Annotated in this window: 21 protein-coding genes and 2 pseudogenes; 15 read left to right on the top strand and 8 right to left on the bottom strand. The window is 63.9% G+C overall.

The window, feature by feature from the left end:
* Positions 1–77 precede the first annotated feature (77 nt).
* From tnpB to ABIE57_RS20630, 5 genes and pseudogenes are all read right to left on the bottom strand, one after another.
* A complete protein-coding gene (gene tnpB, locus ABIE57_RS16205) occupies positions 78–224 on the bottom strand; it encodes an IS66 family insertion sequence element accessory protein TnpB (RefSeq protein ID WP_354540065.1) in 147 nt (48 codons plus the stop codon).
* A 17-nt stretch (positions 225–241) separates the two neighbouring features.
* Positions 242–652 carry an IS66-like element accessory protein TnpA gene (gene tnpA / locus ABIE57_RS16200; protein WP_354540064.1) on the bottom strand — a complete coding sequence of 137 codons (411 nt, stop codon included), beginning with the start codon at positions 650–652 and terminating at the stop codon, positions 242–244.
* A gap of 55 nt (positions 653–707) precedes the next feature.
* Positions 708–968: pseudogene (locus ABIE57_RS16195) on the bottom strand (transposase); the annotation flags it as partial.
* A 62-nt stretch (positions 969–1,030) separates the two neighbouring features.
* A protein-coding gene (locus tag ABIE57_RS16190) for an IS3 family transposase (protein ID WP_454283761.1) occupies positions 1,031–2,166 on the bottom strand; the annotation gives its coding sequence in 2 pieces (ribosomal slippage) (positions 1,031–1,896 and positions 1,896–2,166; 1,137 coding nt in all).
* Positions 2,167–2,229: 63 nt separating this feature from the next.
* A pseudogene (locus ABIE57_RS20630) lies at positions 2,230–2,394 on the bottom strand (hypothetical protein); the annotation flags it as partial.
* Between the two features lie 373 nt (positions 2,395–2,767).
* Between ABIE57_RS20630 and ABIE57_RS16180 the strand changes: the two are divergent.
* The gene (locus ABIE57_RS16180) at positions 2,768–3,511 is read left to right on the top strand and encodes a hypothetical protein (RefSeq protein ID WP_354540062.1); all 744 of its coding nucleotides are present in this window, start codon (positions 2,768–2,770) and stop codon (positions 3,509–3,511) included.
* 98 nt (positions 3,512–3,609) lie between these two features.
* Here ABIE57_RS16180 and ABIE57_RS16175 read toward each other — a convergent pair whose 3' ends face one another.
* Positions 3,610–4,713, bottom strand: coding sequence for a site-specific integrase (locus tag ABIE57_RS16175; RefSeq protein ID WP_354540061.1), 1,104 nt, complete (start codon positions 4,711–4,713; stop codon positions 3,610–3,612).
* A 185-nt stretch (positions 4,714–4,898) separates the two neighbouring features.
* On the opposite strand from ABIE57_RS16175, the gene ABIE57_RS16170 reads away from it, so the two are divergent.
* The 6 genes from ABIE57_RS16170 (at position 4,899) to ABIE57_RS16145 (ending at position 11,470) form a co-directional block, all read left to right on the top strand.
* On the top strand, positions 4,899–5,549 hold the full coding sequence (locus ABIE57_RS16170; RefSeq protein WP_354540060.1) for a hypothetical protein: 651 nt from the start codon (positions 4,899–4,901) through the stop codon (positions 5,547–5,549).
* A 23-nt stretch (positions 5,550–5,572) separates the two neighbouring features.
* Positions 5,573–5,806 (top strand): hypothetical protein, encoded by a 234-nt coding sequence (locus ABIE57_RS16165; RefSeq protein WP_354540059.1) that lies wholly within the window; start codon positions 5,573–5,575, stop codon positions 5,804–5,806.
* Positions 5,803–6,132: a hypothetical protein gene (locus ABIE57_RS16160; RefSeq protein WP_354540058.1), complete on the top strand. Its 330-nt coding sequence runs from the start codon at positions 5,803–5,805 to the stop codon at positions 6,130–6,132. The genes ABIE57_RS16165 and ABIE57_RS16160 overlap by 4 nt, the downstream gene beginning before the upstream one ends.
* A 3-nt stretch (positions 6,133–6,135) precedes the next feature.
* Positions 6,136–8,805, top strand: a complete 2,670-nt coding sequence (locus ABIE57_RS16155; RefSeq protein ID WP_354540057.1) for a PriCT-2 domain-containing protein — start codon at positions 6,136–6,138, stop codon at positions 8,803–8,805.
* Between the two features lie 360 nt (positions 8,806–9,165).
* On the top strand, positions 9,166–9,675 hold the full coding sequence (locus tag ABIE57_RS16150) for a hypothetical protein (protein ID WP_354540056.1): 510 nt from the start codon (positions 9,166–9,168) through the stop codon (positions 9,673–9,675).
* On the top strand, positions 9,665–11,470 hold the full coding sequence (locus ABIE57_RS16145) for a phage terminase large subunit family protein (RefSeq protein ID WP_354540055.1): 1,806 nt from the start codon (positions 9,665–9,667) through the stop codon (positions 11,468–11,470). The genes ABIE57_RS16150 and ABIE57_RS16145 overlap by 11 nt, the downstream gene beginning before the upstream one ends.
* 51 nt (positions 11,471–11,521) lie before the next feature.
* Here ABIE57_RS16145 and ABIE57_RS16140 read toward each other — a convergent pair whose 3' ends face one another.
* Both ABIE57_RS16140 and ABIE57_RS16135 read right to left on the bottom strand, forming a co-directional pair.
* On the bottom strand, positions 11,522–12,457 hold the full coding sequence (locus tag ABIE57_RS16140; RefSeq protein WP_354540054.1) for a DNA-methyltransferase: 936 nt from the start codon (positions 12,455–12,457) through the stop codon (positions 11,522–11,524).
* 116 nt (positions 12,458–12,573) lie between these two features.
* Complete coding sequence (locus ABIE57_RS16135; RefSeq protein WP_354540053.1) at positions 12,574–13,413, bottom strand: EcoRI family type II restriction endonuclease; 840 nt, start codon at positions 13,411–13,413, stop codon at positions 12,574–12,576.
* 228 nt (positions 13,414–13,641) lie between these two features.
* Here ABIE57_RS16135 and ABIE57_RS16130 point away from each other — a divergent pair, with 228 nt between their 5' ends.
* From ABIE57_RS16130 to ABIE57_RS16095, 8 genes are all read left to right on the top strand, one after another.
* A complete protein-coding gene (locus ABIE57_RS16130) occupies positions 13,642–15,054 on the top strand; it encodes a phage portal protein (RefSeq protein WP_354540052.1) in 1,413 nt (470 codons plus the stop codon).
* Positions 15,047–16,906, top strand: coding sequence for a prohead protease/major capsid protein fusion protein (locus tag ABIE57_RS16125; RefSeq protein WP_354540051.1), 1,860 nt, complete (start codon positions 15,047–15,049; stop codon positions 16,904–16,906). The genes ABIE57_RS16130 and ABIE57_RS16125 overlap by 8 nt, the downstream gene beginning before the upstream one ends.
* A 2-nt stretch (positions 16,907–16,908) precedes the next feature.
* Positions 16,909–17,118, top strand: a complete 210-nt coding sequence (locus ABIE57_RS16120) for a phage head-tail joining protein (protein WP_354540050.1) — start codon at positions 16,909–16,911, stop codon at positions 17,116–17,118.
* 1 nt (position 17,119) lies between these two features.
* Positions 17,120–17,464: a DUF2190 family protein gene (locus ABIE57_RS16115; protein WP_354540049.1), complete on the top strand. Its 345-nt coding sequence runs from the start codon at positions 17,120–17,122 to the stop codon at positions 17,462–17,464.
* A 72-nt stretch (positions 17,465–17,536) separates the two neighbouring features.
* Entirely contained in the window at positions 17,537–18,589 is a 1,053-nt protein-coding gene (locus ABIE57_RS16110) for a ParA family protein (RefSeq protein ID WP_354540048.1), read from the top strand.
* Positions 18,590–18,591: 2 nt separating this feature from the next.
* A complete protein-coding gene (locus ABIE57_RS16105) occupies positions 18,592–18,966 on the top strand; it encodes a hypothetical protein (protein ID WP_354540047.1) in 375 nt (124 codons plus the stop codon).
* A gap of 934 nt (positions 18,967–19,900) precedes the next feature.
* The gene (locus ABIE57_RS16100; RefSeq protein WP_354540046.1) at positions 19,901–20,833 is read left to right on the top strand and encodes an IS5 family transposase; all 933 of its coding nucleotides are present in this window, start codon (positions 19,901–19,903) and stop codon (positions 20,831–20,833) included.
* 324 nt (positions 20,834–21,157) lie between these two features.
* Complete coding sequence (locus ABIE57_RS16095; protein ID WP_354540045.1) at positions 21,158–22,396, top strand: tyrosine-type recombinase/integrase; 1,239 nt, start codon at positions 21,158–21,160, stop codon at positions 22,394–22,396.
* The last annotated feature ends 4 nt before the right edge of the window (positions 22,397–22,400 follow it).

The following is a 22,400-nucleotide window of genomic DNA, read 5'->3' as shown; positions in this document are numbered from 1 at the left end:
ACGCCGGCCGAGGCAAGCCCTTGATAAAATGGCAGATAAGTCCATGACCCTGCCTGGATTCTGAAGAAGGAGAGGCATTATGAAACGCGATCGCCGCGACGGCCACGGAAGCAGAATATCTCGCCCGCGTGCGGATCGCGTCCGAGCCCTTCCTGCACCTGCAAGGCCAGTGTGTTCATGCCGCGACGCATGTCGGTGACGCCACCCGCGATCCAGACCTTCACGCCCGCTGGAAACGCGATCATCGCCCGTCAACCACTGACAGGATCCGCGCCAGCGCTTCAGGCTCGACCCCGGCGGGCACGACAAGCCTACGGCCATTGACCAAGACAATCTCCACCTGAGAGGTCCGTGAGAGATCAGGAGCATCAATCGGACCGGGCCGAGTGGTCGGGATATCCTGCATCACGGCCACTGGGGCAAAGGAGGTCGGGCGAGGGCCATCCAACTCACCGTTCCGATACTGCCGACGCCAGACTGTCAGCAGCGACCGGCAAACTCCATGCCGCCGCGCCGTCGCCGTCACTTGCCCGTGGCCGACAAAACTCTCCTCGACAATGCGCAGCTTGTCCTCATCCGACCAATGCCGACGGCGAACACCATCGGCGGCAGACAGAACTTCGATTTGAGGGCGGTTGATAAAGTCGGACATAACGTCGGACTTACCATCGGATCGTCGCCGAAGTCAGACGGCCCCCGCCGGAGCGTTACTCCTTGAATTCAATCCCTTCGATGATTTCGGGCATGCGGTTGGCACCATCGAGTTTGCGCCATTTTGTCTGGGCTGACATCATGAGCTTGAAGGCCATGGCGAGCCCGGTTTTGCGGCTGAGGCTACCCTTGGTTTTGCCAGTGCGATGCCGCACCGTGGCGAAGGTGCTTTCGATGGGATTGGTTGTGCGGATGTGCTTCCAATGTTCAGCGGGGAAGTCATAGAATGCCAGGAGCACGTCGCGGTCTTTGGTCAATAGAGGTGGTCCTGCTTTTTCGACCAGAATGCAGCCCAGTTAAGGTGGATCAGGGTTTCACATCAGGCTGCCATTTTCATGGGTTCCGTTTTGCTGGCATGGACCTCGTCGGGGGTCAATATGCCATGGGTCGAGTGGGGCCGTTCGGCATTGTAATAGGCGAGCCATTGGCCGATACCCTCCCGGGCTTGTGACCCGGTCTCGAAGGCGCGCAGGTAAACGCATTCGTATTTCAGAGATCGCCAGAGGCGCTCGATCATGCGATTATCGATCCAGCGGCCTTTGCCATCCATCGATATCTTCACCTTGGCCGCCTTCAGCTCATCGATCCAGTCGCCGCTGGTGAACTGCGATCCCTGATCGGTGTTGAAGATCTCCGGCGGGCCGTATTCGGCCAGGGCCTCTTTCAGAGCCGCGACACAAAAATCCGCCTCAAGCGTGTTCGACAACCGCCAGGCCAGAACCTTGCGGCTGTGCCAATCCATGATGGCCACCAGATACAAGAAGCCCCGCTCCATCCGGATATAGGTGATATCGGCGCACCAGACCTGGTTGGGCCGGGTGATTGCCAGCCCTTTCAGCAGGTAGGGGTAGATCTTGTGCGCCGGGTGCTTCTTGCTGGTGTTGGGCTCCTGGTAGATCGGCACCAACCGCATCAGACGCATCAAGCGGCGCACACGGTGGCGACCGCACTCGTGACCCTGCCGCTTCATGTGCCGCGCCATCTGGCGAGAGCCATACCACGGGGTTTCCAGGAACTGCTTGTCGATGATCTCCATGAACCGCAGATTCTCGGCGCTTTCGCCCCTGGGCCGGTAATACAGCGTCGAGCGCGACAGCTGCAGCAGCGTGCATTGACGCCGCTGGCTCAGCTCATGATCCTTGCTCACCATTTTTTGCCTCGCGTCCCGAGCAGTTGAACCGAGGCATTGGCTAAAAAATCCCGTTCCACCACCAGCTGCCCAATCTTCGAATGCAGCTTCTCGATCTCCGCCTCGTTCCCCTTCCCGGGATCAGCGCCCCGCCGGGTGAAGGCCGTGGCCATATTCTCGATCGCCGCGCGCTTCCAGGTGCTGATCTGGTTCGGATGCACGCCATACTTCTTCGACAGCTCGGCCAGCGTCATCTCTTCTCGGATCGCTTCAAGCGCGACCTTCGCCTTGAACTCAGGCGTATGCATTTTTCTCTTCGTCATCATGGATCGTCTCTCTCGTCATGCGATCCACCTTAACAACTGGTCCGAATTTCTGCGACCACCTCTGTTCTCGACCGCCCAATGGACGAAGACGCGCTTGAACGCTTTGGTCTTGGTCAAGCCGATGGCGCCGTGTTCCTGCGCGTAGCGCAGTGTCAGCAGCGCCGCGCGCAGCAATGGCGAATGCGCAAGGTCAGGATGGTCATCGGGAAGGGTGCGAAACTCGATCATGGTGGAATGCTGCCACAAGGATTTCGGCCGGGCCAGACTTAATTGGTCGGTGACCATGAACATCGGGACTTATGTTAGGTCATTGATTTTCATACATATTTTCAACGCGACTCTTCAAACGTTGATGTGGCGTTGATGTGTTTTGGACAAGCCAAAACCCGACTGTTTAAGTCGGATTCTAACCATTTGGAAAAGTTAAAGAATTTGGTTGCGGGAGTAGGATTTGAACCTACGACCTTCAGGTTATGAGACAACCCGACGGGGCCAAAATAGTGTTTGAATAGCAAAGATTTAAAGGGATTCTGGACTGGCGACGTCGGCGTCGTGTCGCACGGAGCAGACGCAAATCATTGGGAAGAAACGGGAAAGCCGCATGTTCATGAATCAGCGAACCTCAGTGGTTTACAGCCTACTGGCTGATTATGAGCAAAGCCCGTCCATGCGTCATATGCGAGAGCAGCGGTCCCTCGCCAAACTGGCCATCGAGATCGTCACGAAGCTGGATCAGGACAGCTCCGTCTGGAAGAAATGGGAAGGCCCGCGGGACAAGGTCCTGGCGGCGGCAATAGAGTGCTGGATCCCGAAGGACGACATGCTCGCCTTCCTGAATGGCCTGCCTGGCCCGGCTCTGACGATGACCGATCTCGAGCAGCGCATGAAGGCCATGATCGAGGAGGAATACCTCGGAGATCCGGAACCGAAGCTCGAGGCCGAATGTTTGGCCATCTACCAGGCCGAGAAAGAGGCTGGCACGGAAATGCCCGCCATCATCGGGCACCTGTCGGATTACGTGGGCGCGCAGTGGCAGCGCCTGCGTGATGAGCAGCGTGCGGAGGCCGAGCGGCGCTCGGAAGAGGCGCGACTGGAACGGGAGCGGCGGCTCCTGTCCTATGCCGATTGTCCGTGGACCCAGATCAAGGGCTCGAAATTTTTCTATTGCCGCAAGAACGGCCGGGTCTTCCAACTCAAGCCCAACAGTGACAAGAGCCTGACGCTCTATCGGGTGCAGGAGGTCGACGACGCCGCCAGCGGCGACATGATTGGCCGATATCGGTCGCGTGGGGATGCCAGCAAGGTGGTGGCCAAGGCAGCCTATGAGCCTGAGCCATTTCGGTAGAGCGGTTCAAAGCCCCGCAACAGGGGCGTTGGTGAGGGCCGATCCGGGTCATACGGGTGAACCGGGCGAAGCATTCATCAGCCGCCGCTCGGAATCGGTCACCCCAGCAGCTTGGCCTCGACTTCGGCCATGGCGTTCTGGTGGTCGGGCGAAGGGAACAGGTGGCCGTAACGCTCCATGGTCATCTGGATCGAGGAATGGCCTGCGAAGGTCATGATCTCCTTGATCGAGAAGCCCTGCTCGATCCAGAGCGACACCGCGAAATGGCGCAGGTCGTGCCAGCGCAGCTTCACGCCGACCTGCTCTTGCAGCTTGCGGAACCGGGATTGCGTGTTGGTGTGCTGGAGAACGCCGCCGCGCGGCGCCGGGAACACCAGCCCGAGCTCGCTCTTCGGACAGCGCAGCTTCCAGCGGCGCAGGGCGTTCAGCACCATCGGCCCGGCGGGGATGTCGCGATAGCCCGCGCGCGATTTCGGCTCGCCCATCTGGTTGTAGGCGTCGGCGCGCTGGCGGATGTGGATGAAGCCCTTCTCGAAATCCACGTCCTGCCAGCGCAGGCCCCGCAGTTCGGACGCGCGTAGACCGCCGAGGGCCGAGACGATCAGGTGCGGCTTGAAATCCTCGTCGGCTGCCTCGATCAGCGCGCGGATCGCCTCCTTCGACGGCACGGGCGCCTTATGGTCGATCCGGCTGGACTTGATGATCCGGACGCCGTGGGCGGCGTTGGTGAACAGCTGGCCGTTGTCGATGGCGTGGTCGAGGATCAGCTTCAGCACCGAGATGGCGCGGCGGGTCAGATGCTCGGACCGCCCGTTCAGCAGCAGCCGGTCGCGGAACTCGTTGACATGGCGGCGAGTGAGGTGGGCGATCAGCTTGTCTCCGATCCCCACCTCGGGATCCTTGATGTGCAGCCGCACATAGTCGCTGTAGCCGCGCAGCGTCGAGCGCTCCATCCGCCGCCCTGTCTTGTAGCGCACCTCGCAATGGTCGAGCCACGCCTTGGCGGCCTCGGCCACCGTGATGCTCTCGCTGTCGGCCAGATAGGTGTTGTTGGCGACCAGCGAGCGGACCTTCACCAGATAGACGTCGGCATCCTTCCGGCGCGGGAACAGCTTCGAGCGGCGCTTGCCGCCCTGGTCGGTGAAATCCACCTGCCAGCGCACGAGGCCCGAGGGCAGTGTTCGCTTCCGGATCGTGGCCATGGGTTACCTCGCTTTGCCAATGGGTTGAGCCCGATCAGCCTGTCGTGCTGCCATGCATTTGCCGAGTTGGCGAGGCGAAAGCGACCGGGGTGGAGTCCACTTTAGGATTTTTACTCCGAAACCCTCTTGTGCGCCAGAAGTTTTGGACTTATGGTCCGAAACAAGCTCAGGAGACCCCGCCCGCGATGGCAAAGCTCAGCGATCTCATCCCCACTCTCGCCCGCATTCTGCCGATGCCCGAGCAGACCGTGGCGGTGATCGCGCGCGCCCTGCGCCAGGAAAGGCTCATTTCCACGGGAGGTAGGGGGCCGGGCGCCGCCGACATGACGCCCGATGACTGCGCCAATCTGTTGCTGGCGATCATGGCGGCCGATCAGGTGAAGGATGCCGTCGATGCCGTGCGTAGGTTCCGCAGCCTGACGATGGAGGCGGTTCACTGCCGCGATGCCGCGGCGGAGGGGGAAGAGGAAGACTGGCTGGCCCTTCCGCCGGCGATGCGCGGTCTCCTTGTCGTCCGGGACTTCGGGGAGATGCTGTCGGGCCTGATCGCGGCGGCGCGAGACGAGGTGCTCCACAAGGCCCTGGACGGAGTGGCGCTGCCCTTCATGAAGATCGAGGTCGAGCGGCGGTTCCGGACGGCATCGGTGTCCTTGAGCGGCTCGAGCAATGAACTGGCGCCACCGCAGCCGGTGCTGATCGCCACCTTTGGCATCCCGGAAGGACCGGAGCGGGAGCGAATTGAACAGGAGGATTTCGCCGCTGGCGGGGATGCCATGATCACCTTCGCCATCGGCCACAGAACGATCATCGCGCTGGGCGCGCTGATCCGCAGCTAGGAGGACAGGACATGCAAACGGAAATGCGGGCTGGACCCGCCACGGGAGAGGCTTGCCCGGCGCTGGCCGAGGATCTGCTGCGGGGCGCGGACGCCATCGCGATCTTCGTCTTCGGCGACGCTAAGGAGCGGCGGAAGGTCTACTACTACGCCAGCGAGGCCAAGGTGCGGATGCCTACCTTCCGCATGGGCAACGTGATCTGCGCGCGGAAATCGCGGCTCATCGACTGGATCGAGCAGCAGGAGGCCGCGCGATGAACGATTTCAACATCCCGCTCTCCACCGACGACCACGTTGTCATCGGCAATCGCCTCCGTGAGTGCCGTGACGCACTGATGCACGTCATGACCTCGGCGGTGCCCGGCACCCTGACCTATCTGGAAGCCGACCGGTCCCTCGCAGCGCTGGACCGTCTCCGCGCCGAGCTCGAGCACGATCTGCGAGGCACCACGTCCTACGAGCGCGACCCGCGGCATCTGACCGGCAAGGTCTACTACGGCTTCGTCCGGTTCGTCGGCAGCGGCGAGGGGCCGGAGGAGCACTGGAACGACGACTTCGCCGCCTGGGTCCTGGACGGGGAGTGAGCCATGGAGGACGCCATCCGCACGACCGAAGACATGGCCCGCGACGAGGCGTCGGCGGATGCGTCCACCGAGGCGCCCGTCGCGGCCGAGATTGAGGACCCGACCGAGCTACGCCTGCGGTTGCAGCGCAACGGCTATCGCCCGATCCCGGTTCTGGGCGCGCATGTCGCCATGAAGGGCGCGGGCAAGCGGCCGATGATGAAGGGCTGGGAGACGGTCTGCGCCAGCGCCGACGAGGCCGAGATCGCGCGCTGGACGAAGGCGCAGCGCAACTGCACCAATACCGGCCTGCTCTGCGGCGAGCTCGTCGGCGTCGATATCGACGTGCTGGATCGCGACCATGCCCACCGGCTGACCTGCATCGCCACCGAAATGCTCGGCATGTCGACCGCCTCTCGCATCGGGCGCGCACCGAAGATCCTGCTGGCCTTCCGCACCGATGCGCCGTTCGACAAGGTGCAGACCAGCGAGTTCCACATGCTCGACGGCACGGTGGCGCGGGTCGAGGTGCTGGCGACCGGGCAGCAGTTCGTGGCCTTCGGCATCCACCCCGACACGAAGGCACCCTATCATTGGCCGGAACGCTCGCCGCTCGACGTGCCGCTGCACGAGCTGCCGATCGTCAGCCGCGACCGCTGCGCGGCCTTCATCGCGGCGGCCGAGGAGTACCTGCGCAAGGTGGGCGGCCAGACCACCGCCGACCGGCGCGAGATCGACCGCGATGGGCGCAAGGCCGCCGGGCTCAAGCAGAAGGAAGCCCCGTCGCGCGAGCTGATCGAGGAAGCCGTCGCCCATATTCGCAACGACGAGCTGCCCTACGACGACTGGATCAAGGTCGGGCTCGCGCTCTACGCAGCACTCGGTCCCGATGGCCGCGACCTTTGGGAGACCTGGTCGGCCGAGGCGTCGAAGAACGACACTGCCTACACCGCCGAGAAATGGGACAGCTTCTCATCCGTGCGCAGCGTGACCGTGGGCACGCTGTTCTGGCTCGCACGGCAGAACGGCTGGCGCGCGGAACGGGTGGAGCGGGTGCGAACCTCGCGCGATCGTATTCCCGACGGCCAGGATGCCGACGATGACGACGGAGACGGCCGCCCGGTGATCCGCATCTTTGCGGGCTTCCTGCACCGGGCCGTCGACATGGCCGAGGGCGCGCTGATGCAGGCGGGGCTCGGCTACTATCAGCGAGGCAGCATGGTGGTGCGCCCGGCGATGGTGCCGGTGGCGGTCTCGGATGGGCGCACTGTCGATGCGCCCCGGCTGGTGGACGTCAAGGCGCACCACATGGCCGAGGCCTTCACCCGCGCGGCGAACTGGAAGCGGTTCGACAAGCGCGAGGGTGAGTGGCTCAGCACCGACTGCCCGCACAAGATCGCCGAGACCTTCCTCGTCCGCGAAGGCCAGTGGCGGCTGCCAGTGCTGACCGGCATCATCAACTGCCCGACCCTGCGGCCCGACGGCTCGATCCTCGATCTGCCCGGCTATGACCCGCAGACCGGGCTGCTGTTCGACCCGCAGGATGTCCGTTTCCCCGCCCTGCCGCGCGATCCCGACCGGGCCACGGCCCTGCGCGCGCTCGGGTTCCTCAAGGATCTGATCTCGACCTTCCCCTTCGTCACCGACGCGGACCGGTCGGTCGCGCTCTCCGGAATCCTCACGGCGCTGATCCGCCGGTCGCTGCCGACCGCGCCGCTGCACGGGTTCAACGCGCCGACCGCCGGGACGGGCAAATCCATGCTGGTCGACCTGGCGAGCCAGATCGCCACCGCCCGCCCCGCGCCGGTGATCGCGCAGGGCAAGTCCGAGGAGGAGATGGAGAAGCGGCTGGGCGCGGCGCTGATCGCGGGCGACGTCCTGATCGCCATCGACAACTGCGAGGAACCGCTGGGCGGCGAGCTCCTGTGCCAGACCCTCACCCAGACCAGCCTCAAGGTCCGCATCCTCGGCAAGTCGGTCAACGCCGAGGTGCCAAGCAACGCCGCCGTCTTCGCCACCGGCAACAACCTGACTCTCGAGGGCGACATGACACGCCGCTCCATCCGGGCGACGCTGGATGCGGGCGTCGAGCGACCCGAGCTGCGCGCCTTCGACCGCGATCCGCTCGCCATGGTGACGGCGCAGCGCGGCGACTACGTCACGGCCGGGCTGACGGTGCTGCGCGCCTACCACATCGCCGGTCGGCCCGAGATGCGCGCGCCCCTCGGCTCCTTCACCGACTGGTCGCGCTGGGTTCGCGACGCCTTGATCTGGCTGGGCGAGGCCGACCCTTGCGAGACCATGGAAGGCATGCGCGGGGCGGACCCGAAGCTGGAAGCCCTGACCACTGTGCTGGAGCAATGGCGCGAGGTGATCGGCATGGACCGGGTCAGCGTTCGCGAGATCATCGAGCGCGCCACGGAACAGCGCCCGCAGCTCTACGGTCGGTCGGAGTTCATCCACCCCGAGTTCCGCGAGGCCCTGCTGCGCGTGGCGGGCGAAGGCGGCGCAATCAACGGCGGGCGGCTCGGCAAGTGGATCGGCGGGCAGCAGAACCGCATCGTGAACGGGCTGCGCCTAGTCTCCGCAGGCTTGTCGGCAGGGCGCGCGCGCTGGCAGCTGGAGACCGCGGAGACCGGGGCCGCGCCGATCAACGACGGTTCTGAAGTTCTCCGGAGCCGTGCCGATGCGTGACGCTCATTCCCGATCCGTCTGGTGGGTTTGGTGGGTTTGGTGGACTTGTCCCCGGCCAAATCTGTGTTTGTCGCCCGAAGTGTCAGCGACGTGGCAGGTCACGACACGTGACGCCATGCATCACACCACCATGCGTGAAATGACAGTTTACAGGGGCAGGCCGGATCACCCCACCAATCTCCACCATCCCCACCAGACAGATCGTCAACCGGCGGGATGGCACGGCACGCCGCGCGAAAACTTCAGAACCGTCGTGTGCGAACGGGAACGCCGGGTCGCAGTCCACCGGGCGGTTCCTCCTGCGCACATTCGTATGTGGGGACGCGCAGCGCATAAGCCCGCCAGCGTCAGGGGGCGGAAATGACTAAACTCGACAGCCATGAGACCAAGACCGCCTTCGCCGCCCGCGTCGGGCTGACCAAGGGCCGCATCTCGCAACTGGTGGCCGAGGGCCTGCCGGTGCGCGCGGACGGGCGGATCGACGTGGCGGTGGGGCTCGCCTGGATCGAGAACAACCTCGACCCCGCCCGGCGCAACAAGGGTGGCGCCGCCAGCCCGACCCGCGCGGCGACGACGCTGGCCGAGGCCAAGCGGCTGCATGAGATCGTGAAGGTCCAGCGCGCCAAGCTGGCGTTCGAGCGCGAACAGGGCCAGCTGGTCGAGACCGCCGCCGCCACGCGCACGGTGTTCGCGCGCGCCCGTGCCGAACGCGACGCTCACATGGCATGGGTCCAGCGCACAGCGCCCCTGCTGGCCGCCGAGGTCGGCGCCGATCCCCGCGCCACCTTCGCCGCGCTCGACCGGATGATGCGCGAGCATCTCGAACACCTGGCCGACCTGCCGCTGGGGAGTTTTGGCGATGGTGCCTGACATCGACCTTGCCTGGCGGCGCGGCATCCGCCCCGAACCGCCGATCCCGGTCTCGGACTGGGCCGACCGGCACCGCATCCTGCCGCCGACCTCGGCCGAACCGGGCCGCTGGCGCACCGACCGCACGCCCTATCTGCGCGCGGTGATGGATGCGCTCTCGACCGCCAGCCCTTACGAGCGTGTCGTCCTGATGAAGGGCGCGCAAACGGGTGGCTCGGAGGCGGGGCTGAACTGGCTCGGCTACATCATCCAGAACGCGCCCGGCATAGCCATGCTGGTCATGCCCTCGCTCGACATGGTGCGCCGGAACACCACCGTCCGCATCGACCCGCTGATCGAGGCGACGCCCGCGCTGCGGGAGCTGGTCGCCGCGCCCCGCTCCCGCGACGCCGGAAACAGCCTGTTCCGCAAGTCCTTCCCCGGCGGCCAGCTGGTGATGACCGGCGCGAACAGCGCCGTGGGGCTCCGCTCCACGCCCGTCCGCTACCTGTTCCTCGACGAGGTGGACGGCTATCCCGGCGACGCCGATGGCGAGGGCGACCCGGTCGATCTGGCCATCCAGCGCACCGCCACCTTCCGCGGGCGGCGCAAGATCTACATGGTCTCTACGCCCACCCTGAAGGGCCATTCCCGCATCGAGGCCGCGTTCGAGCACAGCGACCGGCGCTTCTACCACGTCCCCTGCCTGCATTGCGGCGACATGGCCCCGATCACCTGGGCGCGCATCCGCTGGCCCGAGGGGCAGCGCGACCAGGCCTATCTGGTCTGCGAGGCCTGCGGCGGCATCCACCACGAGCACGAGAAGCCGCACCTGTTGGCCGCAGGGGAATGGCGCGCGACGGCTGAGGGCGATGGGCGCACCGCGGGCTTCCACCTCTCCGCGCTCTATTCCCCGTGGGAGACCTGGGCCGATATAGCCGCCGAACACGGCCGCGTCCGCAAGGACCCCGCGCGCCTGCAGGTCTGGGTGAACACCAAGCTGGGCGAGTCCTGGGAGGACCAGGCGGGCGACACCGTCCCGGCCGATCCGCTGATGGCGCGGCGCGAGGACTGGGGCGAGGCGCTGCCCGCCTCTGTCGCCGTGCTCACCGCGGGCGTCGACGTTCAGGGCGACCGGATCGAGGTGCAGATCCTCGGCTGGGGCCGCGACGAGGAGGCGTGGGTGATCGACTACCGCGTGCTCTGGGGCGACCCGTCCGGGCCGCGGCTCTGGTCCGACCTCGACATGGTGCTGCAGGCGACCTTCCCGCATCCCGCCGGGCTCGAACTCCCCGTGCGCGCCGCCGCCATCGACACCGGCGGCCACCACACCAAGATGGCCTACGAGTTCTGCCGCACCCGCCTCGCCCGCCGCATCTGGGCCATCAAGGGCCGCGGCGGGCCCGGCATCCCGGTCTGGCCGCGACGCCCGACGCGGACGAACAAGGGCAAGATCCCGCTCTTCATCGTCGGCGTGGACGCGGTGAAGGACGCCGTCTACGCCCGCCTGCGCCTGACCGAACCCGGCCCCGGCGCGATCCACTTTCCCCGCCGCCTCGACGCCGACTATTTCCGCCAGCTGACCGCCGAGCGCGTGGTCACCCGCTTCGAGCGCGGACGCCCCATCCGCTCCTGGCAACCCAAGCGCGACGGCGAGCGCAACGAGGCCCTCGACACCTTCGTCTACGCCCACGCCGCCCTGCACGGGCTCATCAGCATGGGGCTCAGGCTGAACGAGGAGGTGGCGGCGTCGAAAACTGGGGCGACGCCGACGCATGAGGCGAAGGGCGCTATCCGGTCGGCTTGGATGAAGTGATCAGTTGACAAGCGGAGGCGAGCAGTCTCGCCAACTGCCTATTTCGATCAGCTATTCCGCGGCCGCCGGTGATACAGCTGCGCCTCGCGTATGAGCCGCTTCGAGATTCTCAAGTCCTTGTAAGATCTCGTACTGACGCGCAGTGTTTAGAAGCCCTTCTGCCTCGAGGAACTCGATCTGCTTCGCCATGTAGTCGCGGAAAACGGGATCAGCATCAGTACATATGCTGTTTCGCCCCTCTCGAATTGCGACACGGGCGGTAACTCCGCTACCCGCAAAGAAATCAAGTACGGTGGAGCCGGGGAAAGAGAGGGCGCGAACTAGCCTCTCTATGACCGCAGCGGGCTTTTGAGTAGGATGCCCGACGCGCTCAAGTGAGTTACCGTTCAGGCGAGACATTCGCCAGACGTTGGTCGGGTTCCTTCCCTTCTCGACAGACTCTGGGTTGAGCCGCTTGTCTTTCATGTAAGCCGCTTTGGTTTGCTCGTCATACGGCTCCCGAACAGCGTCGAGATCAAAAAAGTACTTTTTCGTCTTCGCGAACCAAGCAATCTCTTCGTGCCTATTCGCAAAAAACCGCTGCGCACTCATTCCATTGGGGTAGTTCCAAATAATCAAATTTGCGAGCAGCATTTTGCTATTTTTTCGCATGTGCGAAATTATCGAAATCAGATCACCAGAACCAGCCTCTCCCTGATACTGCAAGCCACCAAAAATGGCGATGCTCCCGGTTGGCGACAGAACGCGCTCCGCTTCGGCGAGCCATTGACTTGCCCAAGTAATATAATCGACACGATTATCCCAATCCGCCAACATGATATTGTAGGGTGGGTCACAAATAATAAGCTGAACTGAATCATCTGGCAGTTTCGCCAAAGCGTCAAGGCAGTCGGCGACATCAAATATGTGCCTCGTGTTCTGGGCCTGATTAATGGACAGTGACGCTTCAGACGAGTGCTTTCCGCCAGACTTACGAAGCGCATTCATTGCGCGGTGACCTGCGTTGCGGTGCGATCGGTTTGCCATTTAGAGTTCTGCCTTCTTATTCTGCGTCGAATGTCCTGGGAAGGATGTCCATGTTGGCAACCCATAGTCCAGAGATTTCATGCCCCGGTCGCACCCAAGTCCTCCGCGATTATCTTTAGAGATGTCTGAGCGACGTCGAGCATCACTTCGCCCATCTCTCCCGCAGTCCACGGATCTGCTTTGCAGAAGAGTGAAGCAACTTGAGTCATGTGCTCGATGTCGCCTGCTTTGATTACGATGTTTTCACAGTAGTTCTTGTTGATCTCGCGAGAGAGGCTGCTGGCAGTAACCCGATCTATGCGATTCAACATCCCAGAATTATGCACCACCCTTACCACGCGACCATCGGGCCGAGTGACATCGAACGATTGAGTTGCAAAATTCGATCCTTGAAGGAAGACAACGTAGGGAAAGTGCCTCTCATCAAGCATATAGTTTCTGATCTCAAGAACGTTCTTGTGCATGCGTTCGATAGCGTTGCCAGCAGCCATGAAATCCTGGTCTTTATTCTTGCCCTGCAAAACACCGGCGCTAATCTTCTCGACGTCGTTTCCTTGATGCTTGGATTCACCCACCAAGACAATCCGCCATCGTCCGTTCTTGTCGAGAACTTCGGTGATGCCGCCGTCCGGTCGAATACTCGCGCTTTCGACGAATAGAGCCTGCCCGAGCCGCGCATCAAAACCCCGCAGCTTTTCGTTCATTTCTTTCTTGCTGAGAGATATGAGATGCCTGAACTCTAGCTCTGGGAACTGTTCAGCCAGCTTTGCCAGAACACCAACCATCACCTCACGGATGGACAGGTCGTGCTTCTGGGCAGCCGCTCCGAAGATGCTTAGCGGTCCTCCCCCGAGTTCTTGCTGCACCCCGAGTCTAAGTGCTTGACCCTTGCCCTTGAAATCAACCTCGCCCGCCACTGCGATCCCCCGAAATACACGATCTTGGGGTTTTCTCTATCAGACGGCACTACCACAAGATAGTGGGGATCGTCCTCATCTGTGAGGTGGCGTCAGCTTGCCGGCAGTCGTGATGGCAACGCTGGCTGGCAGTGACCAACCAATGCTGTGAGACGGTGCGAAAGTTCTTCGGCCATTGCCAAACATTCTGAATGGGCATGCGCGTTCCGATAGGCGATTCTGTCGCCCATGCGGACTATTCTCCATCGCCTTCTCGGCCTCGCGCGCGCTCGCGGCTTTGACGCTGCGGGTGGAGGGCGGCGTTGGGAGGGGGCGCGGACGGTCGACGGGCTGAACGCGGCGATCCTCGCGGGCGCGACCACGGCGGCGCGGCGGGCCGGGTGGTATGCGCGCAACAACCCGTGGGTCGCGGCGGCGGTGGACAGCCTGGTCGGCAATGTCGTCGGCGCCGGGATCAAGCCGCAATCCACCCATCCCGACCGGGCCGTGCGAGAGCGGCTGCAGGCGCTCTGGCTGCGCTGGACCGATCATGCCGCCCCGGACGGGCTGGCCGATTTCTACGGGCTGCAGGCCATGGCGGTGCGCGCGATGGTCGAGAGTGGCGAGAGCTTCGCCCGGCTGCGCGTCGCAAGCGACGCCGCCGCCATTCCTCTCCACGTCGAGCTTCTGGATCGCGAGCAGGTTCCCATGGACCTGCACCGCGAGATCGGCGGCGGGGCGCGGATCCGCGCGGGCATCGAGTTCGATGCCGCCGGTCGCCGGGTCGCCTACCGGGTCTTGTCCTCCCGCCCGGGCGATCCGCTGGGGTCTCTCCGCATGGACCCGCTCCGCGTCCCCGCCGCCGATTGCCTGCACCTGTTCAAGCCGCTCGCTGCGGGCCAGCTGCGCGGCATCACCTGGCTCGCGCCGGTGCTGTTGCGGCTGCATGAGCTCGACCAGTTCGAGGACGCCGCGCTGGTGAAGGCCAAGGTCGCGGCGCTCTTCACCGGCTTCATCACAGATCCCGATGGAACGGCGGGCGGGCTCTCGGGCTCCAACACCGGTGGCGCGCTGACCGTGGGCATGGAGCCCGGCAGCCTGATCCCGCTGCCGCCCGGCACCGACATCCGCTTTTCCAACCCCACCGAGCACGACGCCTACGCGCCCTTCGTCAAGAACCACCTGCGCGCCGTCGCCGCCGGGATGGGCCTGCCCTACGAGCTGGTCTCGGGCGATCTGGAAGGCGTGACCTATTCCTCCATCCGCGCGGGGCTGATCGAGTTTCGCCGCCGGGTCGAGCAGCTCCAGCACAACGTGGTGGTGCATCTGTTCTGCCGCCCGGTCTGGGAGCGGTTCGTGCGGCTCGCGGTGCTGACCGGCGACCTGCCCGCGCGGGACTTCGACCGGAACCCCGACGCCTATCTCGGCTGCGAATGGCTGCCGCCGAAGTTCGACTACGTCGATCCGATGAAGGACGTGCAGGCCGAGATCATGGCGATCGGCGCAGGGCTCAAGAGCCGGTCCCAGGCGATCTCCGAGCGCGGCTACGACGCCGAGCAGGTTGATGCCGAGATCGCGGCCGACCGCGAGCGCGCGGAGGGGTTGGGGCTCGCCTTCGGACAGGCGGCGTCGCTGCAGCAGAAGGAGCCCGCCGATGGCTGATATCGCGACAGACACCCTGCCAACGCTCGCGCTGCAAACCCTTCCAGACGGAAAGGGTATCCTCACCCGCCGCGCGACGCTTGCGCCTGCTACGGCCGATCCGGAGGCCCGCACCGTCGAGGTGGTCTGGTCCACCGGCGCGGCCGTGCGCCGCCGCGACATGGCGGGCCAGTACATCGAGCGGCTGAGCCTCGCGCCTGAAGCTGTCGACCTCTCGCGTCTGGAGGGTGCCAGCGTCCTCGACGCACATCGCCAGACCGCCGTGCGCGACGTGCTGGGCTCCGTCCGCAGCGCCGCCGTGGACGGCAAGCGCGGCACTGCGCTCATCCAGTTCTCGGCGCGGCCAGAGGTGGAGCCGGTCTGGCAGGACGTGCTGGCGGGCATCCTGCGGCATGTCTCGGTCGGCTACTCAGTCGAGGACTGGGCCGAGACCACCGAGAACAGCGCGCGCGTGCTGACCGCCGTGCGCTGGACGCCCCACGAGATTTCCCTGGTGCCGACGCCCGCCGACCCCGGCGCCCACATTCGCATGGAGACAGAGATGACCGACACGACCACCACCCCGGCGCCGCCCGAGGCGCCCACCACCGAGACCCGCGCCGAGGCGAACGCGGAGATCCGCTCCATCGCCCGCATCGCCGGGCTCGACCAGTCCTGGATCGATGGCCAGATCGACGGAGGCGCCGATCCCGACACCGCGCGCCGCGCGGCCTTCGAGGCGCTGGCGCAGCGCTCCTCGCCCACGATCCGCACCGAGCAGGTCCGCGTCGAGATGGGCGAGAGCCAGGACGATCCGGCCCTGCGCGCCCGGCAGATGGGCGAGGCGCTCTACGCCCGGATCAACCCGCGCCACGAGCTGAGCGAACCGGCCCGGCGCTACGCCTATTCGACCCCGGTCGACATGGCGAAGGAACTGCTGACTCTGCGCGGCGAGAGCACCATGGCGCTGTCGCCCGCGAGCCTCGTGACCCGCGCGCTGCACACCACCTCGGACTTCCCGATCATCCTCGGGGACACGGTGGGCCGGGTGCTGCGCGACGCCTATCAGGCCGCGCCCTCGGGCATCCGCCGCCTCGGTCGCCAAACCACGGCGCGGGATTTCCGCGCGGTGAACAAGATCATGCTGGGCGAAGCGCCGCTTCTGGAGAAGCTGAACGAGCACGGCGAGATCAAGGCCGGGACCATGGCCGAGGCGCGCGAGGCCTACAAGGTCGAGACCTGGGCGCGGAAGATCGGCATCACCCGGCAGGTGCTGGTCAACGACGACCTTGGCGCCTTCGCGGACCTCGCACGCCGCATGGGCCAGGCCGCGGCCGAGACCGAGGCGCGGATCCTCGTGACGCTCCTCGAGGCGGGCAGCGGCAACGGGCCGACCATGTCGGACGGCAAGACGCTGTTCCACGCCGACCACGGCAACAAGGCGGGCACGGGTGCCGCAATCTCCGACGCCACGCTGTCGGCGGCGCGGCTGGCACTGCGCACCCAGAAGGGCATCGAGGATCGCACGATCCGCGTCACACCCCGCAACCTGCTCGTCCCGCCCGCGCTGGAGACCACGGCCGAGAAGTGGCTGGCGAGCATCGCCCCCGCGACGGCGGCCGATGTGAACCCCTTCTCCGGATCACTGTCACTGGTCGTGGAGCCGCGCCTGTCCGGCGCAACGCGCTGGTATGTGACCGCCGACCCCGGCGAGATCGACGGGCTGGAGTTCGCCTATCTCTCGGGCGCCGAGGGCCCGCAGGTCGTAAGCCGCTCGGGCTGGGACGTGGACGGCGTGGAGATCCGGGTGATCCTGGATTTCGGGGCCGGGTTCATCGACCACCGCGGCTGGTTCATGAACGCCGGGGCGTGAGCATGGCCGGCCTCGCCCAGCTCACCGCCTGGCGGGACGCCCTGATGGCCGCGCGCTACCGGGGCATCCGCACCGTCGAATACGACGGCAAGCGCGTCACCTACGCGAGCGACGGCGAGATGGCTGCCGCGTTAGCGGACCTCAACCGGCAGATCGCAGGGACGACCGACCGCATCTCGGTCGTCCGCATCCAATCGTCGAAAGGGCTCTGAGATGAAGAACTACCTCCTGAACGGCCACATCGTCCGCGTCACCACGCCCGCGGGCGGCATCGCGTCGGGCGACGCGCTGATCGTCGGCAGCATCTTCGGCATCGCCGCCTATTCTTCGGCCGAGGGCGACCCGGTCGAGCTTTCCACCACTGGCGTGTTCCAGCTGCCGAAGGCCAGCGCCGCGGTACTGACGGTCGGCGCGCGCGTTTCGTGGGACAACCCGGCGAAGGAAGTGAGCAGCCCAGCTGCGGGACGCTTCCCTATCGGCGTGGCGGTCGAGGCAGCCGGGAGCGGCGTCACCAGCGTCGCTGTGCGGCTGGATGGGGTGGCGACGGCGGCGGCTTGACGGAAGGATTGACAAGCGCTCTGTGAGCAACATACACACTTCTTGTTTACGTTGTTCACAGGATCACCCAAAGTGTCTGAGGATGAGGATTTCGTCGGCATCAACGAGATTGCCGACATGGCCAAGGTAACGCGGCAAGCGGTAGCCAATTGGCGAACCCGCATGTCCGACTTCCCAAAGCCAGTCGTCGAACTCGCTTCTGGTCCTGTGTTCAAGCGCTCGCACGTTAGTGCTTGGCTCAGGAGAAGGAGGATACCGATGGCCCACGTGTTTTCGACCATCAATTTGAAAGGCGGCGTCGGAAAGACCACGACGACGGTAGCGCTTGCCGAAACGCTTTCTGGCGAGCTCGGCAAGAAGGTTCTCGTCATCGACCTGGACCCTCAGACCAACGCGACCACCATGCTGATTGGTGAGGAGCGCTGGCGAGAACTGAACGACGCAGGTCACACGCTCGCTCAGCTATTTAAGGATGCGCTGGACCCCTCGAGCAAGAAGTTCGACCTCGAGAAGACGCTGCAGAAGCGCGTCTCGGATGTTTCTGCTGCGCGATCTATCGACCTGCTTCCCTCGAGCCTGGACCTGATCGACGTGCAAGATGAGTTGGTGAACACGCCGGTCGGCAAGTACGGGGCGATCAGGCCCTTCGATATCCTGTGGCGTGCCGTGAAGGACATCGTGGAGCAGTATGACGTCGTCATTGTCGATTGCCCACCGAACCTCGGCAAGATCACGCAGAACGGCCTGCGGATGTCACAGGGTTTCATCATCCCGACGATCCCGGACATCCTATCTACGTACGGCATCCCTCAGATCGTCAAACGCGTGCGTGAATTTGCCGAGGAGATCGCCGAGCCAATCGAGCCCCTCGGCATCGTTATCCAGAAGTACCAAGCCAATTCGAACGTGCATGGCAACATGATCAAGCAGCTCAAGCAGAACCACGATGCCGAGCCGAGGAACTGGCCGCCCGTATTCGCGACGCGGATCCCACAAGCGAACCAGATCGCAGCCGCTGGGGAACATGCGAACTACGCCACACTCAAGCAGAAGTGGGGATATCAGGGGCTACACGAGAGCTTCTCGAATCTGACCAAAGAGATATTGGCCAAGTTGGGTGCGTGAAGATGAAGCTCAAGAAGACACTCCAAGACTTGATAAAGGTGGTCATCGAGGAGGCCAACCGGAACCCGGAATTCGCCAAGGAGCTTGAGACTGCCCTTGGCTTAGAACCGAAGCCCGAGAAGGAGGAAAAGAGCCGATCCGCTCACCGGCGCGCGGCTGCCATCCTCGACCCGATTTCGCTCGCCCGAGAGGGGGAGGACGCGCTCCGGACGAAGCTTGAGCCGCTGACACTCGACCAGCTACGGGACATTGTGGCCGAGTACGGCATGGATCCGGGCAAGCTCGTCATGAAATGGAAAACTCCTGACCGAGTCATCGACCGGATCGTCGAATACTCCGTAGCGCGGGCCAAGAAGGGCGAGGCGTTCCTTCGTTAGACGGAACGTGCCGTGAACACTTTGCGCATCCCGTGTCGCATCCGTGTTACACGGAGGAATCGGGGCTGGTCGTAAGCCTTTGGAATCTTTGGGGAGTGTTCGGGACGGGCTTGCAACACGACGCGACACGCAAAAGCCGCCCCGAGGGCGGCCTAAGTGTTTGATATATATCAGTAAAGTTTGGTTGCGGGAGTAGGATTTGAACCTACGACCTTCAGGTTATGAGCCAAAACCCCAGCGATTCCAATGACTTATAGATTTCAACGGCTTAGCCGACAAGCCTTTGTTCTCACGCATTTTGTTACCCGGCATCCAGCAACATACGCATGCACTCAATCGCGCTGGATGGGCCCAAAACCGCATATGTCCGTTGACTCAGCGTTGACTCGAACCGGCGCGATTACAATCAATCTTGGTCGCATCATCGTGCAGGAAACTCACAATTTCAGCTGCCGCTGTGCGGACCTTTCGGACCTTAGCTGCGCTTGCAAGTTTCTTGTTCGCATCTGCCGCATACCCTATGTGGTGTGGTATACTTGCTTCTTCGTGGCGTTACGCACCATTCAATCAACAACCAAAAAGATCGTACAGCCCTTCTAGGAGATCTTTGCCGCAGAACCCGAGCGGATCGCGTAGCTCAACCATGAAATCAACCTGCTCGCGCGAGTGGGATGGCAAACAGTAAATTCTTCCTAACTCTTCCTTTGTGAAGTGCTCGACCAAGTGCGCATATGGATCGGTCCCACGTTGTTTTGCACCCTGCAGCAATATACCCAAAGACATTACCTGTCCTGCCGACGTGGTAGCCTGTTTGCAGCGCAAGACTTCTCTAAACCCAGCTGTGTGGGATACTCCAGTTGCGCTGCCGTACGGCTCTGTTGCACAAATCCCGTGAGGGATTCATCTCGTGAATCCAGCGTGGTAGCTTGGATGCATGAGCAGACCCACATCCCCCACCTACAAGACCAGGAACTGGCCGGCCTATAACGAAGCGCTCAAGCGCCGGGGCTCGCTGACGATCTGGTTCGACCCCGAGATGACCTGGGATGCCGTGCCGACAGGCAAGCGTGGCCGCCAGCAGACTTACAGCGATACCGCCATCCAGACGTGCCTGACGATGAAGGTGCTGTTCGGCATGGCACTGCGGCAGACGACCGGGTTCGTCGAAAGCTTGTTGCGGCTGGTCGGGCTTGGCTGGTCGGTGCCCGACTTCAGCACGCTGTCTCGCCGCCAGAAGACGCTCGCCGTGAACATCCCGTATCGCGGCTCCAGAGGGCCGTTGCACCTGCTGATCGACAGCACCGGCATCAAGGTCGAGGGCGAAGGCGAATGGCATGCACGCAAGCACGGTGGCCCGAAACGGCGCGTCTGGCGCAAGATCCATCTCGGGATCGACGAGCAAACGCTGGAGGTTCGAGCCGTCGAGATCACCGGGAGCCATATCGGCGATGCGCCGGTGCTGCCCGACCTTCTCAGCCAGATACCGGAGGGCCAGGAGATCGGCAGCGTCACGGCAGACGGCGCCTACGACACCCGCAAGTGCCATGATGCGATCGCCGAGCGCGGCGCTCATGCCGTCATCCCGCCCCGCAAGAACGCGAAACCGTGGAAGACCGTCACCGCCGGGGCCGTGGCCCGTAACGAGGCCCTGCGCGCTTCGAAATACCTTGGCCGCGCGCTCTGGCGGCGATGGAGCGGATACCACCGCCGAAGTCGCGTCGAAACGAAAATGCTTTGCGTGAAACTGATGGGCCAGCGGCTCATGGCACGGGACTTCGACCGTCAGGTCGCGGAGCTCCAGGTCCGGATCGCCGTCCTGAACGGCTACACCGCGCTCGGAATACCTGTCACAGAGGCCGTGGGATAAGTCTGTCCGGGGAAAGGGGAGCCTCGGCCATCAGCCGATTTGTGCAACAGAGCCCTGCACGATGCACGAACGGTAGGAATGCGAAAGCCGCATCGCGGCGTTCTGGCTCTTGATGAGTAGCCGGTATGGGCTCGAAGCAGCCCTCGGCCCGCTTGGGATAGTCGTCGCAGAGCTCCTCCTATCATTGCAGAACAAAAAGGGACCGGCACAGTTCATCATTTCCATTTGCCGCTTTATGCCACCCTGCCACCCCATCTCTCGATGTTTGAGTTGAACTGCAGCGCGGATCACGCCTGTGTCACGTCAGCACGGAGGTGGTCTATCATGGCGCAAAGGGAAAAACTGACCGAAAAACTGGTCAAAGCCGCCGAGCCGCGCACAGGCATCTACCAGGTCTTCGACGAGGACGTGCGGGGGTTTTCGCTGCGCGTCTTCACATCCGGCAGCAGAAATTTCACGCTGGATTACCGTGTCAAAGGCCGCCAGCGCCGCTTCACGATCGGCAGATGGCCTGAATGGACGGTCACCGCCGCGCGCGAACAGGCCAAGGCGCTGCGCCGCATCATTGACGATGGCGGTGATCCGCTGGGCGAGCGGGAAGCCGGGATGACGGCCCCCCGGATCCCGGATCTGATCGACCGATATATCGAGACCCACCTGCCCAATCTGGCCCCGACCAACCGCGCCGACCAGATTTCCATGCTGCGCAAGCTGGTGCAGCCGGTCTGGAAGCACAAGCTGGTCGAGGAGGTCACGCTCGACGATGTCGACAGACTGCTCGCCCAAGTGGCAAAGGGCCGCGCCCGCCCGTCCAAGGCCAAACCCAACAATCGCGCCCGCAAGCTGCAAGGGTCGAAACCGACCCCGATCCGCGCCAACCGAACCGGCGAGGTCCTGCGCAAGATGTTCAACCTCGCCGTCCAGTGGAAGATGCGTCCCGACAACCCGGCGATGGGGTTTCACCGACGCATCGAGACCGAACGTGAACGCTATCTGAGCATGGATGAGATTGATCGTCTGGCCAAGGCGCTGGGCACGGCCGAGGACCAGCGCGCCGCCAGCATCATCCGCATGTGCATGTTGACAGGCGCCCGCCTTGGCGAGGTGCGCTGCGCGCGGTTTGAGCAGTTCAACCTCGAGTTTGCCACATGGTCGAAGCCCGCGACCACCACCAAGCAGCGCAAGATTCACCGTCTGCCGATTTCGCCGGATGTGGCCGCCATTGTGCGCCAGAGGCAAACCGCCGTGCATCGGGATTGCCCGTGGCTGTTTCCCGGTGATGTGCCCGGCCAGCCGGTCAAGGAAATCCGCCGGTTCTGGCGTCAGATCCAGACCGAGGCCGGGATTACGGGCGTGCGCATACATGACCTGCGCCATACCTTCGCCTCCTTGCTGGTCAGCGGGGGCGCGTCGCTGGAGATGATCGGAAAGCTGCTGGGGCATTCTCAGATGCGCACCACGCAACGCTATGCGCATATGATGGACTCGCCGCTGCGCGACGGGGTCAATGCGGTCGCAGAGATGATGAAGCCGCAGCTGCGCATTGTTCAGGGCGGGCGCTGAACTC

The organism is Roseovarius sp. MBR-6 (assembly GCF_040547525.1).
Classification (GTDB): domain Bacteria; phylum Pseudomonadota; class Alphaproteobacteria; order Rhodobacterales; family Rhodobacteraceae; genus Roseovarius.
This window is presented reverse-complemented; position numbering and strand designations above follow the sequence as displayed.

Excerpts from the sequence above, each read along its gene's own strand:
- tnpA (WP_354540064.1), bottom strand. The coding sequence starts at position 652 with ATGTCCGACTTTATCAACCGCCCTCAAATCGAAGTTCTGTCTGCCGCC.
- ABIE57_RS16180 (WP_354540062.1), top strand. The coding sequence starts at position 2,768 with ATGTTCATGAATCAGCGAACCTCAGTGGTTTACAGCCTACTGGCTGAT.
- ABIE57_RS16175 (WP_354540061.1), bottom strand. The coding sequence starts at position 4,713 with ATGGCCACGATCCGGAAGCGAACACTGCCCTCGGGCCTCGTGCGCTGG.
- ABIE57_RS16170 (WP_354540060.1), top strand. The coding sequence starts at position 4,899 with ATGGCAAAGCTCAGCGATCTCATCCCCACTCTCGCCCGCATTCTGCCG.
- ABIE57_RS16165 (WP_354540059.1), top strand. The coding sequence starts at position 5,573 with ATGCGGGCTGGACCCGCCACGGGAGAGGCTTGCCCGGCGCTGGCCGAG.
- ABIE57_RS16160 (WP_354540058.1), top strand. The coding sequence starts at position 5,803 with ATGAACGATTTCAACATCCCGCTCTCCACCGACGACCACGTTGTCATC.
- ABIE57_RS16155 (WP_354540057.1), top strand. The coding sequence starts at position 6,136 with ATGGAGGACGCCATCCGCACGACCGAAGACATGGCCCGCGACGAGGCG.
- ABIE57_RS16150 (WP_354540056.1), top strand. The coding sequence starts at position 9,166 with ATGACTAAACTCGACAGCCATGAGACCAAGACCGCCTTCGCCGCCCGC.
- ABIE57_RS16145 (WP_354540055.1), top strand. The coding sequence starts at position 9,665 with ATGGTGCCTGACATCGACCTTGCCTGGCGGCGCGGCATCCGCCCCGAA.
- ABIE57_RS16140 (WP_354540054.1), bottom strand. The coding sequence starts at position 12,457 with ATGAATGCGCTTCGTAAGTCTGGCGGAAAGCACTCGTCTGAAGCGTCA.
- ABIE57_RS16130 (WP_354540052.1), top strand. The coding sequence starts at position 13,642 with ATGCGGACTATTCTCCATCGCCTTCTCGGCCTCGCGCGCGCTCGCGGC.
- ABIE57_RS16125 (WP_354540051.1), top strand. The coding sequence starts at position 15,047 with ATGGCTGATATCGCGACAGACACCCTGCCAACGCTCGCGCTGCAAACC.
- ABIE57_RS16120 (WP_354540050.1), top strand. The coding sequence starts at position 16,909 with ATGGCCGGCCTCGCCCAGCTCACCGCCTGGCGGGACGCCCTGATGGCC.
- ABIE57_RS16115 (WP_354540049.1), top strand. The coding sequence starts at position 17,120 with ATGAAGAACTACCTCCTGAACGGCCACATCGTCCGCGTCACCACGCCC.
- ABIE57_RS16105 (WP_354540047.1), top strand. The coding sequence starts at position 18,592 with ATGAAGCTCAAGAAGACACTCCAAGACTTGATAAAGGTGGTCATCGAG.
- ABIE57_RS16100 (WP_354540046.1), top strand. The coding sequence starts at position 19,901 with ATGAGCAGACCCACATCCCCCACCTACAAGACCAGGAACTGGCCGGCC.
- ABIE57_RS16095 (WP_354540045.1), top strand. The coding sequence starts at position 21,158 with ATGGCGCAAAGGGAAAAACTGACCGAAAAACTGGTCAAAGCCGCCGAG.